Below are 14521 nucleotides of genomic sequence, written 5' to 3'. Positions count from 1 at the left end.
TGGGATACATATAAATTAGGGGATAATCATTATGAAGTTTCTGCTACTAGTAATGCTTCTTTTCGTATTTGGATGCGGCCAGAATAAGAACGCTAGTCCCCAAATTTATGATTCAAAACTGTTAAGCATAGTCACCTCAGAACCCCCACCAAACATTGTAAAAGTGCTATACGGAACTAATCGGAAAAGAGACCCACAATCCAATCTTAATAACGCTGATTATCTGGACGAAAGATCTAATACCTTTGATAGAAAAAACTCAATTGAGCTTGGATACAAGAACGTCCTCATCCCTCCGTCACATAAAAAAACTAAAATAGAAAGGAGATCTGTTAGTTCTTTTTTCTATCCTGATGAGTGTTTTTTTCAAATAATCAATTCTGGCAATTTAGACTATTCAGAGTTTAAAGCAGCGGTAAGAAACTCTAAAGGTGATGCCCTTTTCATATACATTCATGGTTATAATAATACTTTTGAAGACGCCATTTTCAGAGCCGCCCAATTGACAACTGACTTAGAATCAAAAGACTTAACCTTAACTCCTGTAATTTTTTCTTGGCCATCAGGGAGTACTACAAAAGGTTTCGATCTTCCGTCAGACTACTTACGAGCTTGGACGAATAAAGAATGGGCTAAAAAAGATCTCGCAGACTTTTTACTTTTAGCTACCGAGAATAAAAAATCCAAAAATGTTTTCATTCTAGCTCATAGTTTGGGAGCTGGATTATTAGGAGAAGCACTTGAGCAAATAAGAATACAAGAACCTAAAAAAAGTAAGCTTTTTAATCAAATTATTTTAGTAGGTGCGGATATCGATACTCAAACTTTCAAAAATGTAATTTCACCTCAATTTCAAACACTATCTAGAAAAACCACAATTTACGCTTCAAATAATGATAACCCTCTAAAAACATCAAAAAGCGTTCATGTTGGGCATCCCAGGCTAGGGGATAGCAGTGATTTAGAAAAACTAACATCTATTAATAACTTAAGGGGTATTGATGCCATTGAAGTAAATGGTGTTAAATTCAATCTGTTTGGCCACTCATATTATGCAGAAATGGAAAGTACACTCATAGACATAACTAGTGTCATGAGAGGTATAGACATCGAGAAAAGGACAGCTTCGTTGAGTAACGATAAAGGATTTTGGTCGCTACCAAAAGCGATTGAATCTAGTCGTTTTGAATGGCAAAGACGTAAAGACGCTGCCTTACGCAGATGTCCTCAATAAAATAGTTATAAAAAAGGCCCCGAAGGGCCTTAGCTTTAGATAACCGTATGCGCACTCCCACCCAACGAAGGCGGCGGCACACTGCTCACCTCTTCTTTCTCAAACAACTCACCAAGCTTGGCGATACCCTTGGCAGTCACCCTCACCTACTCATTGATCTTGGTTGAGCTAGTGCAAAATAAATTATATAAATTTCCTTCTAACCCTTGCCCTCTTCCTTCTTTGTTTGGGGGAATCCATCTTGATGCGGAAAGCGTTTGATAAAATCCTTAATCTAGCTGTCGTTTATATCTTCGGAGTGGCAGGGTTTGGGGTATCTGGTGTACTTGCCGCAGAGTTCTGTCAAAATATATTAAACACAGAAGTTGCTATCTTAGATATTAAATACCCTTATTTAGACTTTTGGGGAGGGTTGATCTTAGTCGTTTACTATCAGTTCAGCGGCTTTGATCACGGAGATCTTAGAATGGGGAGACTTTTAAGTACAGAACCCACGATAGGAAAAAGTCACGCAAGAGACTTTATAGAAAACATTCCCCTAGTGCTTTTTACTTGTATATTTTGGTTCGTAGCAATAACAATCTATCTAATAGTGGACGCTTACTAATTAGTGTAATGAGCCCCCCATGAATAAATCCCTCCCCATAGCGTACTTACTCTGGCTGTTCACTGGTGTCTTCGGTGGGCATCGGTGGTATTTGGGGCGTATGAAGACAGCTATGATCTACGTAAGTTGCTGCGTTATTAATCTTGGTATCTTCGTTTATATGATGTCATCGGTTCCATTTGGGCAAGAGTTTGAGGACATATCCCCCGCTCTAGACATGCACTTAGCAGAGTTAGCAACTTATATAGGGTTTATTTTTCTCTTTCAGGGGCTATTCCTTCTCGTAGATCTCTTTTGGGTCTTCTTTGCTGTCAAAAAAAATCGTAAAAAAACTTTCTCTACACAACAACAGGTTGAGGCGTTCGATTAGGCGCAACCTTGACTCATTCATCTGTGAAGCTCAGAATTTTACATTCAATAAGGAAGAGAATCATGGAACAACGCATCACATTAGACGCAGTCAAAAAAGCAATAGATGAATGTGACAATTTAGGCGAGACAACATTCTTGAAAAATTATGGGTTCGGTAGATCTACTCGTTATCTGCTTGAGTATGATAAGAATGATTATGCCTCAAAAGCAATATATGGAGTTGCTTATGGTCATGTGAATTTAAAAAAAGGAAAACCAACCCCACTCAAGTGGAACGAATTTAAAGGTGGGAAAAAGCTAGTGGTCCCCGAACTTGAAAGACTTAATCTAAAAATAAAAAAAATCTACCCCCCCGGCTCATAATCCGAGATAGCAACCTCCATATCGCCGTAGTCATCCTCTGACCACTTCACGATATCCTCGGCAAAGGTCAGCGCCAATGCATCTGCTACATCTGGTGAGTGCAATCCCCTCTTCTTCATGTCTTCCTTACGCTCAAGCTGCAGCCTGTTCTTGGCATCAAAGCCGTACTCAATAGCTGTGAGGTCGGTTTCAAGCTCCCGATCATCAGTGGGGATATCACCACCCTTGAGCCAATCGCGCATCTCGCCCCACATTTCAGCGCGTTTGTTCATGTAGGTCTTCTGGTCCTGCGCTCTGGCTCCGGCGTTCACATCAATACAGTCATGACCCAATTGCTTCATACGATCGACAACGCCGCCACCAACGCCCACGCCGTCCACCAACACACCATCAGGACGATATTGGCGTATGACTTCAACCACATGTCCGACCAGTGTCATCGTATCCACGCGGTACTTTTTGATTTCCAGCACCTTACGTCCCTGACGCACCAAAATTACCGATTGATCATCACCGAAACGGGCAACATCAACACCAATGACGATAGCATCTTGTGGTTGAGCCGAAAGTTGGCGATTTAGAGCCTCTTCGACAATAAGATTGCTGATAAACTGGGTTGAGCCTGCTCTTGGGAATACACCCCGGACACGCACGCGAACAAAGTCACTATCCTCACCATAGTCCTCAACCCATTGCTGCATCAGGTTCTGGTTGGTTCCGGTCACCGTCCGGCTGTCAATCTGTCTGGTTTTCCAGCGATGGCGCAACCGATTGAAACACTCAAAAAAGCGTCCGGAGTTTCGTGTAGGATTGCCAAAGACAAAGCGCATGGGTTCACCGTCGGTCAGGCCTCCGTCTGAAACCTCCCAGATTTTATCAGGCACGGCTGATGCCTCATCGAAGAGATAAAAGGGCGTCGAATTCGCGGCGTGCAATCCGGCAAAGCTTTCAGAGTTTTCCTCACGACAGGTTTGTGCATCGCACCGCCAACTTTCAGGGTGACGTTTATGCACCAGCGCCATGTTCCCCTTACTGGCGCTATAGTTGAACCAATGCCCCGTTAAACAGCGCTTATGCCATTTCCCCAATTCGGCCCAAGTCTTGGTGCGCAGTTGATCACTTGTATTGGATGTCACAACCCCCTTGGCAAAAGGGCGTGTCGACATAATAAAGAGAATAAGCCAGGCCGACATCGCTGATTTCCCAATACCATGGCCAGATGCCGTTGCCATATCCATGGGGGCAACAGGGTGAAGGCCGTCAAACCCGCGTTCTTTGATTTGCACGCCCAGATCTTCCAGATAGGCCAACTGCCAGTCGCGCGGGCCTTTAAAATCGACCAATTCGCCCTGTCCCCAGTCAAAGGCCCACAGCACAAACCCCAGCGGATCGGCATAGAACTGCGCACAATCCTCGGCAAGATCCAGATCAACCCCGTGGGTCATCAGATACCTCTATAATCAGATGGAAAAAATAGTAAAAATAACACTGACTTATTTAATCTACTTATTATTCAGTCGCTTACGCCCCCGCATCAGGCGATCAACCAGTTCATTTTCAATCGACATTTCAACCTTTTCCTTAAAGGCCTGAACCGACACATGTCGCCCGATAATCTCCAACGCTTTTCCCGCCCCCGTGTGCTGGAACTTGTATTCACCATCAGCATCCGCAACCGGGTTGCGCTGCATACAGCGTTCAAATAACTCCACAGCCCCCTTCAGGACATAATCAGCATCGACCTGTAATCGTTGGGATCGCGCAGTTTTTGCCTGTTCAATGGCATCTTGCACCAAGGGATTTTTCAGTGTTCGGCTGGCACTCTGCTTAACTGATTTAGGACTATACCCTGCCCGAAGGGCGGCTTGCGTCGCATTCAAATCAACCAGATATTCTTCAACAAACCTTTTTTGCCGTTCGGTAAGCTGCTGCTTTAGATCCGGATCACTCATTTTTCCTCCCACCAGATGTAAAACAGAATGGGATAGGGCACATGCGCCCCTAAAACGGGAATCACACCCACTTTCCCACCCCTATTTTATACCCGACAGGTAAGCCGAACAATTCATCTAAAACCGACCAACGAAATCCATTTACAAGAAAATCCCAATCCAACCCTCAACAAACAAACTTTTTCAAAAGAGAGGCTTTATCCCGAACCCCTCTTTACGGTAAAAGCATACTAGAGTTGAGTGACGGTAAAGGGTTTCAGATTGTCCACCATTATTATTACGGAAAAAACTTCGCAAAAGCGCGATGTTCAAGCGGCAATCGGCAGTAAATACGGGCAAATCCTTCCCGCAGAAGGGCACCTGTTAAGCTTGCAGGAACCGCAACAGATTCAAAGCAGCTGGGGGCGCTGGTCATTTGATTTACTCAAGCCCGATGATTTTTATCCAACTTGCCCAGCACCAGATGCGTCACCATCCGCAAAAAACAAACTCGAAGCCATTGCCAAGGCGCTAAAAACCGCCAAGCGTGTCATCATCGCAACCGACTGTGACCGCGAAGGCCAGCTTATTGGCGAAGAGATTTTACGACACTATAAATTCGCCGGACAGGTTCAGCGCGCCATGTTCACCGCGCAAGATGAAAAAACCCTGAGGCAAGCTTTCGACAACCTGGAACCCAATGACAAATACCATAATCTGGGTCAAGCCGCTGTTGTCCGCCAGCAAGCGGATCAGGTTTATAATCTATCCCTGACCCGCGCAGCCACTGTTGCCCTCAAACAGCCCGGACAATACGGCGCAATTGGTATCGGCCGTGTTAAGACACCGACCATGGCAATTGTCTGCATGCGCGAGTTAGAAATCCTTGATTTCACCCCTCAGGATTATTACCACCTTGTCGCAACGGCAAAGGCCGAAAGTGGCGAACTGGACCTTCGTCATGCCCCCAAGGACCGTATTCTGACCCCGGAAAAGGCAGAACAACTCCGCATAGCTGTTGAAGGCTATGAAGGTCCGCTCAAAACAGAAAAGAAAATCAAGAAAACGAAACCGCCGCGTCTTCTTGATTTGCCTGAATTGCAAAAAATATGTGCCCGCCGTTGGGGGTGGAGCGCCGACAAAACACTAAACATTGCTCAGGAACTATACGACGGGGAAGGTAAGAAAATTCAGACCTATCCCCGTGCTGAATCCCGGTATCTGGCAGAAAACCAGATAGACGACATCCGTGAAATTATTCAGGGACTGACCAAGCTTCCACAATACCAGGGGATCGATCTGTCATCCCCAGAAGTTCGCAAGGGAAAATCCGGCCACTTTTCTGATGCAGGTTTGAAGGGCGTATCTCACCACGCGATTGTTCCCAACAAAAACACGATGGACCGTGTAGAAGTCATCTATGCACGCCTGACCCAGGACGAACAGCGTATGTTCGATCTCGTTGCCAGCTCCTATCTCGCGATCCTGATGCCAGATTACGTCTATGAATCAACCAGCGTTTCAATGGAAGTTCCTGTAACCCTTCGTGATGAAGAGGCTGGGAAAGATAAAGAAACCCTTCTGGATTTCAAAGTGACGGGTAACATCCCCAAAGAACAGGGGTGGAAAGCTGTCTATACTGATGTCATGGAAAAAAAGGAAGATCACGCAGGTGAACTTCCGCCCATTCAGGACGGAGACATGGCTGTTCTCTCTCCTGTCACAACAGATACCAAGAAAACCAAAGCACCGCCACGTTACAACGAAGGGACTTTGATTGATGCCATGCAGAATGCCTGGCGGTTTGTCGAAAACAAGGATTTAAAGGAGCGTCTGAAAGAAGCCAAAGGCATCGGAACACCAGCGACACGCGCCGCCGTGATCACAGGGCTAAAACTGCAAAACTTTCTGGCCCAGAGCGGAAAACACATTATCCCAACAGACGCAGGCCTTACCCTTTATAAGACACTGAAAACCGCAGCCCCTGAACTGGTTGATCCCGGCGTCACTGCCATGTGGGAAATGAATCTGGATGATGTACTCGAGGGGAAACAGACCGCTCGACAGGTTTGGGACGATATCGGCAATGACACAGAACGCCTTATCGGTATTCTCAAGACCAATGCAGCCACTGCACCTAAAATCAATACAGGCGTGGCAATGCCGAAAAATGCGGGTAAAGGCAAGCCAACGGACAAGATGAAAGAAACGGCAAAGTCCGTTGCCCAAAACAAGGGATTAAAGCTTCCCAAGGACTATACGTCCGATTTTAACGTCTGTCGTGAATTTCTGGACGAGCACCTCGGCGGGAAAGGACCAAGTCCAGAGAAAATTCTCGAAAACCTTGAAAAGCAACTCTCTGACGGCATGATCAAAGGGCTAGGAGCAAAGGCCGCAAAGCAACTGGTTGAAAGCTTTGGCCCCGATGCGCTAAAGGTGATTTTGGAAACACCCGAAAAGCTTGCAACAGAAACATCCCTGCCAAAGGGGAAGGTTAAGCTTCTGGAAGAATGGTCCGAAGAAAGAAAGATCCTCTCTGAAATTGCTACTTTCCTGCACAATCACAGTGTTGATCCTGCCCGGTCCTACCGTCTTTTCGACATTTTCGGAAAAGACACAATATCGAAACTCAAAGACAATCCCTATTGTATCGTCCGGAATACAAAATCTATTCCCTTTGATGTTCCTGATAGCATAGCCCACAAACTTGGACGGGAAGCGCATTGTCTGGAGCGGGCTGGTGCCGCGTTGTATTACGCGCTTTCTCAGGCTGATGATATTCGGGAAAAAAACAATCTTCTGGCACTGCTGAATAAACGTCTGGAAATCCCGACCGATATTCTTGAGCTGGCGATGACGAAAGAAATCGAAGCCAAACACATACATAGCTACAAAGAAAAAGATGCGACAGGAAGCTCTCAAGAATTCTTGATCCTGAAACAGGACTGGCAAGCTAATACAAAAATCAAAAAGCGTTTAAGCACATTGTGCGAAGGCATTGTGCCCTGGGGAGAAATTGATACGACAAAAGCAATAGACTGGGTCGTCAACCGCGATAAAATTGATCTAACGGAATATCAAAAAAGCGCTGTTGCCAAGTTGTTGAAAACCAAACTCACCGTCATGGAAGGCGTTCCCGGAACAGGCAAAGAGGACATTGTCAAAGCCTTTGCCAAGATCGTTACAGCGAAAAATATATCAACAACAATTGCTGTTCCTTCTTCTACTCAGGTAAAGGGAGCCAGTTCTACACTGGATACAGACACAGTTTCAGTAACCAAGCTGCTTGAATACAATACAAAGAATAGAAGCTACAAACGTAACACAAGAAAACCATTGGATTGTCAGCTTCTGATTATCGATCAGGCAGATCTCTTGGATCATTCAACTCTACTGGCTGTACTTGACTCCTTGTCAGAGACCACAGCCCTGCTCTTGATAAAAAGTCACTTATCCATCACTTCAACTCGGCAAGATAGCTTGCTCTCCGGGACTGGCAGACCTCTAACCAGACTTCTTGAGACAGTTGATCACAGTGAACTGGTCCTTGATCAGTTATCGACAAAATTTCAAGATAACAAACTTGCTCAGAACACATTAAAACTCAGCATTGGCGAAAACATCAGCTACACCTCTGATACGCAAAGCCCCGGCAGTTTCTATTTTATTCCTGCCGAGAATGAGCAGGATACACAACGGAAACTGGTCGAAGTTATCAAGAACCGTTTACCCAAGAGCTTTAAATACAATCCCATAAAAGATATTCAGGTCATAAGCATGGCCAAACAAATGATTGGGCCACAAAACCTGACGTTTCAGCTTCAAAATCTGCTGAACGATCAACAGCATAGTCTCAACTTACAGAGGTTTGGTGTTCGATATAAAGTTGGCGATAAAGTTATTTTGCAAGAAAGTGATTGCGAAAAGGATCTAACCACAAGTGATATTGGTTTTATTAAGGATATCACCCGTGATGATATTCCTCAAACCAGTGACGAAAAGGGATATCTGGATGAGGGGCGGATAACGATCGAATTCGCTGGCAAGAATCATGACTTTGCGTTTGGAGAACTCGATGTCATAAGCCTCGCCTACGCGCTTCCTGTCAGCAAAAACCCAAATCAGCAATCCCCGGCAACAATCCTGATACTTCCGATGCAGGCCCCTGTTTCCCATACACAAGTAATGCTAGATACTGCATTCAGAAGCACTTTACTTCAGGGTTTATCAACGGCTTCAGAACGAGTTATTTTGATCGGACAATCGGGTTAAAACCTCAATCGCACCCACTATGTACGGGATAAAATTTAACCGCGCACTCTTTCAGAAGGAAAGATCAGCATGACCTCAGTTCCTTGTCCGGGTTCTGATTTTATTTCAATTGTTCCATTGTGAATTTCCATCATCCGTTTGGCCAATGGTAATCCAAGACCGGTCCCTTTTGTGTTATCGTCATAAGCACTTCTGACCATACCAAACGGGGTCAACGCAGTTTCAACCCCCTCTTCATCCATACCAATACCAGTGTCAACTATAACAAGGTGATAATCACCATTTTTCTCAAAGTTATCCCGGATACAGATCGTGCCACCTTTGGGGGTGAATTTCACGGCATTAACCAGCAAATTCATAATAATTTGCCTGACCAGCCTCTCGTCGGCAAAAAGCACCAATCGTTGGTGTTGAACATCATTACAAAGCTTGACGTTCTCTTCCTCTGCCTGCAGTTTGACCATCAACACAGCTTCGTTCAGGGCCGTTTCAAAAATAAACTCTCCCTCATTTACCTTGAAAGACCCAGCCTCAATCGCAGAAACGTCCAAAATGTCATTAATTATGTCCAATAGATGGGCACCGGACCTCTTAATATCCTGACAATACTCAATATATTTGTCATTTCCCAGTGGACCAAAAGCCTGCATTTTCATAATCTCGGAAAAACCGATTATTGCATTTAAAGGAGTCCGCAACTCATGGCTCATGGACGCCAGAAAATTATCTTTGGATTGACTGGCTGCTTCTGCTTGGCGTCTCAGGTTACTAAGTGTCTCAACCTGTTTTGAAACGGCTTTGAATATCAACCAGATCACCACAAGGAAAATCAAACCGCCCCATAAACTGATCATCGAAACGGTAATCCAAGTCCGGGATAAATTTTCATTGGATTTCACAACAGAGAGCTCATGTATATTGCGTGTTATGTTGACAAAAGATACCCAGTCCTGATCCAACGTAACGAGAATGCTATCTAACTCATCTTGGAGCTCTTTGTTCCGAACCTGTAAGCCCAAGTAATCCTGCATAACAGAATAAAGGCTGACATCAACATCTTTTTTTGGTGTGATTTTGCCAATATACTCTGCTCCAAGGAGCTTTGCTTTTAGTCCTAACAATTCATTATCTAAGTCATTATTTACATTAGTACCAAGGTTAATAGAACGCACAGCTCTTTCAAGACGTTCAAAACTTGGCCTTAGACGATTGTCTTTTATATCCGACAAACGGTCGTAATCTTTCTCTCCGGACAGAACCTCTACCAACCGCTGTAAATCCGCCAGCTCAGTTAAAAGGTTGCCAACATTTCTGCTTAATAAATCCTTGTGCTCGCTAATAATCTTATCAACAGCCTGTTTTGAGATTCCGCTCTTTTCCCGTTCTTCATATTCTTTCAGCGAAAGTACCATATCCAACCGTAGTTTCCCGATAACGGCATTAATGAGTACCTGGATCTTTGTTAGGTGTCCGCGAACATCATTAAGAGTTACATCACGGCTAATATTTTCAAAAATCCGATCGTTCCGTCCACGCCAGTCCGCTGATTTAAACAGAACTCCCAGAAGCTGTTTTGATTGTTCTTTAAGAGAATTTTTAAGTTGTTGGAGTTGCGTATTATTATTCACAGACAATCCATTGATAGCACCTTCTAACCCTCTTATAGCCTTGATACCTTCAATAGGTTTTGTCCGTTCAGAAGTTTCCAGCAAACGTTCTATTTCGAATATACCAGTTCTAATTTTCTCATTAATATTCAAAACATCTTCGTTAAAAATCTTTTCCCGCTCTATTAATGACCCCTTTTGTTCTTGTTGATTAACAACGCCCCATCCCAGGAAAAGATTAACCACAAGCGGAATAACAATGCTCAGGCCAATCAATGCCCACAGCATTCGTTTTATTCTTTTTACATGACTATCTTCGGTCATTAATACGCCTCAGGGAACCAATAATGATGGGATGTTTTTCCAATCAAAGGGAACGAATTCACCCTGCCTTAAAATGGTTGACCAAACCTTATGGCTTGCCTGATGGTTTTTCCGATCATAAAAAAGCTTGTGCCCCAACCCAATTTCAAATTCCCTCAAATTTTCAAGCGCATCAATAATACTTTCCCGACCAGGTTGACCGTCAACATCATGCATCGCCTTGATCAATATCTCCATGGCAATGTATCCCTCTAAACTACCAAAAGATGTTTTTCGACCACTGCCGTAGTTTTTCATATCATCGTGATAAGCACGCACAATTGGGACGGACAGATCTTCGGGATAAGGTACAACCTGAGTAACAATTACCCTTTTCATTTCACTGCCGAGCTCTTTGGCCAGTGGGGCACTCCCCACAAACGACACATTCAGGAAAAGGCTATTCAACCCTGCACTGCGGGCGAGTTTCATGAATTTGGCTGACGGGGCATAAGCTCCAACAATGATAATCGCTTTTGGTAGGGGATCAGCCAACAAAATATCCGCCAGCGCACTCTCAACAACCAGTGTGTTCCTTTCGTATCGGCTATGGACAATATCCGTTTCCAATTTTAAACCATGCTTTTTCAAAGCAGTGATACCACCGATATATCCAGCATCACCATAGCTGTCTCGTTGCGTAAAAAAAGCAATTTCATCTGGTTTCAATCCGCCTTCCTTAATCAAGGCATTTACCATCGCAGACGTTTCTTCTGCATAGCTTGCACGATAGTTGATAACATAGCGATCCGGGGGATTTTTTCTTAAAACACCAGCCCCAGTGTAGGGAGCAAAGAGAAGCGTTTTTTCTTCATTCACAATCGGAATAGCTGATATAGCTGTCGGGGTGCCTACATTTCCAATAACAGCCAAAACGTCTTCCTGATTAATAAGGTCTCGCATGTTCGGAATTGTGCGCTCTGGCTCATACCCATCATCCCAGGCAATCAATCTGATTTTGCGCCCCGCAATTCCTCCTGCGATATTTTCGCGTTCCAGGCGAATTTGTATACCAAGACGCATATTTTTACCAAGTTCAGCAGCGGGGCCAGATAAGGCGGTCGACATACCAAAAATCAGTTCGTTTTTCGCCTGTAATTTGATGTCATTAGACGTTTCTTGAGAGATCGTTGGCTTCGTTGTAAGAGCAATTAAACAACAAAATCCAATGAAGAATAGCTTTTTTGGTAAAGTTTCCTTGAAAGCACTTAAACCTTTAAGGGACATTAATAACGCCTTGTATTAATTAAAATAATTACCCATACCACCCTAAACAGAAAACCATCTTATCTTATCGCTATTTATAGGATGTTAATGAAACAACACCAAATCAATCATCATGGGTTGCGCATTAATGAATTAGAAATCCCTAGATTGTAATATTTGAGGCTACTATACTCATACCATCGCGACATTGCGAGGGACCAGCCATCCCAAAGGATAATCGGGGTACCTTAATGGACACAGGTGGCAAGAAAATAAGTCCAAAGAAAGTTCGTCTGCATCACGTACTTTTTGTAGGGTTTACTCTTATCTCAATCATACCTGTCTTCTTCCTAGCAGTATGGGTGCAAAAAACTGCCATCGAAAATGAATACTCGGCAACAGAAGACAAACATTTACTATTAGCAAAAAACCTGACGGGCGCATTAGATCGTTACGCTCAGGATGCCGAGCAAATTTTCCGGGTTTCCGCCCAATACCTTCAGACAAAAGAGTCCGTCGAACAAATTAGTGATCTAATGAAGATCGTTAATTTCAACCATATTTGCATAACTTATAAAACAGGGCGTGTATTCAGTATCAATACAGACAAGCAAGGGAAAACCACTATCAAAAACAATGGTCATCTTTCCCAAGAAATGCTGGCCAAGCTATCACTTGACATTGAACGTGCCAGGCTCTTACCTGATCATGTTTTCTTTTCCCCCGCCTTTCACAATTCCCAAGGAAAACCAACAATTTATCTAATAAAATCTGACCTCAACGGTTCTTTGGTTATCGGTGGACTTGATACTGATTATATTGTTGATATTGGAAAGAAAATCTCTTTCGGCGATCTTGGTCATGCTGCGATTGTGGATCATAAAGGACAGGTTCTTTCTCATCCCAATTCTCTATGGCAAAACGAAATAAAAGATATTTCCAATATCAAACCCGTTTCCCTTATGATGGCAGCCCAAACAGGTGTCACAACCTTTTATTCACCAGCAATGCAAGCAGATATGATCGCGGGCTTCACGTCTTTGCCCAAAATTGGTTGGGGTGTCATGATCCCTCAACCTTTATCAGAGCTGGAAGAACGCGCCAATGGCGTAAGGACAGCAGTTATTATTATTACATTTCTCGGTGTTTTGGCTGCGGCCATCGTTAGTTGGCTTTTAGCACGTTACCTCTCTCGACCAATGCAAGCAGTTGTTCATGTTGCAGGGGATGTTGCCTCTGGCAAGTTAAACGCAAGAGTACCTTCATTTCACACATTCGTTCTCAGAGAAGCCAATGATCTCGTCCACTCTTTTAATTCAATGGTCAACGAACTGGAGAAAATTGAACGCCGCCTAAGAACAAGCGAGGAAAGATTTAAGGAATTTGCCTCAACCGCATCTGATTGGCTTTGGGAAACTGATGACAAAGGCCAAATTGTTTGGGAATCAGCGAGAAAGAAACTGGGTTACCGGGGTCGAAAATTCACTGACATACAGGGAATGACCCGGCAAGAGCTGGCTGGCGATACCATGACATCTGAAGATTGGTATCTATATCAACAAGCGATTGATGATCGCGAAGAGATCAAAGATTTTCATTACAAATACCGAGGAGAAAATGGTAAAATTTATCACGCTCTGATTAATGGTATCCCTCTTTATGACGACTCAGGCAGGTACAAAGGCCATAGAGGATCAGCATCAGATATTACCAAACGCAAGAAAGCAGAACACGAATTAAAAAAAGCGCGCGACGAGGCAGAACGCGCCAATAAATCAAAATCCGATTTCCTAGCAAATATGAGCCATGACCTCAGAACTCCACTTACTGCCATCATTGGTTTTAGCGACATCATGCTTAACAGAACGTTTGGGAAACTAGGACATCCTAGGTATGAAGAATATGTCCGCGACATCCATAATAGCGGAACCCTGTTGATCAGCCTGATTAATGATATTCTTGACCTTTCAAAGATAGAAGCAGGCAAATATGAACTCGCTGAAGAGCCTTTAGAAATAAAAGAACTCATCGCGATATCATTTAAGCAGTTGGAGCTAATGGCCGAAAGTTCCCAACAGGATCTCAAGATGGAGGTACCACCCGAACTCCCCAATTTGAACGGCGATAAACGGGCAATAATACAAATCTTGAACAACCTTATATCCAATGCAATCAAATACTCGCCTGAAGAAGGAACTATTCTTGTACAGGCAACAACAGAGAAAGATAACGGCCTTGTTATTACAGTCGAGGATACAGGAATGGGAATGTCTGAGCAGGATCTGGAATGTGCGATGCAAGCTTTCGAACAAACAAGCCGTTTGCATCCCCGAAAGCATGAAGGAACAGGACTGGGTCTCTTCTTGTGTCATAGTTTTATGAAGCTTTTTGGCGGCAATCTCAAAGTTGACAGCACAATAGATGTCGGAACAAAGGTCACCCTATTATTTCCTCCGTCCAGAACAATACATTCTTCGAAGAAAAAGGCCCCTACATAAACGGACAAGCAATAAACTAGATAATACTTCTAACTGGAACCGATTGTTTTATAATAATTAATTGCACA

The 14521-nt window shown here is 43.8% G+C and carries 10 protein-coding genes; 6 read left to right on the top strand and 4 right to left on the bottom strand.

Translation table 11 applies throughout. The features are described from left to right. Positions 1 to 31: 31 nt before the first annotated feature. From WH96_RS06245 to WH96_RS06230, 4 genes are all read left to right on the top strand, one after another. Positions 32 to 1234 carry an alpha/beta hydrolase gene (locus WH96_RS06245; RefSeq protein WP_047763208.1) on the top strand — a complete coding sequence of 401 codons (1203 nt, stop codon included), beginning with the start codon at positions 32 to 34 and terminating at the stop codon, positions 1232 to 1234. 244 nt (positions 1235 to 1478) lie between these two features. After that, positions 1479 to 1841: a hypothetical protein gene (locus tag WH96_RS06240; RefSeq protein WP_047763207.1), complete on the top strand. Its 363-nt coding sequence runs from the start codon at positions 1479 to 1481 to the stop codon at positions 1839 to 1841. Positions 1842 to 1860: 19 nt separating this feature from the next. Further along, positions 1861 to 2211 carry an NINE protein gene (locus WH96_RS06235; RefSeq protein WP_047763206.1) on the top strand — a complete coding sequence of 117 codons (351 nt, stop codon included), beginning with the start codon at positions 1861 to 1863 and terminating at the stop codon, positions 2209 to 2211. A 62-nt stretch (positions 2212 to 2273) separates the two neighbouring features. Then, entirely contained in the window at positions 2274 to 2576 is a 303-nt protein-coding gene (locus WH96_RS06230; protein WP_053005738.1) for a hypothetical protein, read from the top strand. On the opposite strand, the gene WH96_RS06225 is transcribed toward WH96_RS06230, so the two are convergent. Together WH96_RS06225 and WH96_RS06220 are read right to left on the bottom strand one after the other, a co-directional pair. Then, the gene (locus WH96_RS06225) at positions 2558 to 4021 is read right to left on the bottom strand and encodes a hypothetical protein (protein ID WP_047763205.1); all 1464 of its coding nucleotides are present in this window, start codon (positions 4019 to 4021) and stop codon (positions 2558 to 2560) included. The two genes, WH96_RS06230 and WH96_RS06225, sit on opposite strands and share 19 nt — an antisense overlap. Before the next feature lie 57 nt (positions 4022 to 4078). Continuing rightward, on the bottom strand, positions 4079 to 4528 hold the full coding sequence (locus tag WH96_RS06220; protein ID WP_047763204.1) for a terminase small subunit: 450 nt from the start codon (positions 4526 to 4528) through the stop codon (positions 4079 to 4081). Positions 4529 to 4789: 261 nt separating this feature from the next. Here WH96_RS06220 and WH96_RS21235 point away from each other — a divergent pair, with 261 nt between their 5' ends. Next, complete coding sequence (locus WH96_RS21235) at positions 4790 to 8779, top strand: DNA topoisomerase (RefSeq protein WP_053005737.1); 3990 nt, start codon at positions 4790 to 4792, stop codon at positions 8777 to 8779. A 35-nt stretch (positions 8780 to 8814) separates the two neighbouring features. Here WH96_RS21235 and WH96_RS21230 read toward each other — a convergent pair whose 3' ends face one another. Then, entirely contained in the window at positions 8815 to 10710 is a 1896-nt protein-coding gene (locus WH96_RS21230; protein ID WP_053005736.1) for an ATP-binding protein, read from the bottom strand. Between the two features lie 9 nt (positions 10711 to 10719). Further along, entirely contained in the window at positions 10720 to 11976 is a 1257-nt protein-coding gene (locus WH96_RS06205; RefSeq protein WP_204248138.1) for an ABC transporter substrate-binding protein, read from the bottom strand. Positions 11977 to 12206: 230 nt separating this feature from the next. Between WH96_RS06205 and WH96_RS21225 the strand changes: the two genes are divergently transcribed. Next, the gene (locus WH96_RS21225; protein WP_053005735.1) at positions 12207 to 14453 is read left to right on the top strand and encodes a sensor histidine kinase; all 2247 of its coding nucleotides are present in this window, start codon (positions 12207 to 12209) and stop codon (positions 14451 to 14453) included. The last annotated feature ends 68 nt before the right edge of the window (positions 14454 to 14521 follow it).

It is taken from the genome of Kiloniella spongiae (assembly GCF_001026905.1).
In the GTDB taxonomy this organism is placed as follows: Bacteria; Pseudomonadota; Alphaproteobacteria; order Kiloniellales; family Kiloniellaceae; genus Kiloniella; species Kiloniella spongiae.
Note: the sequence above shows the minus strand (reverse complement) of the source record. Positions and strands in the feature narration are given on the sequence as shown.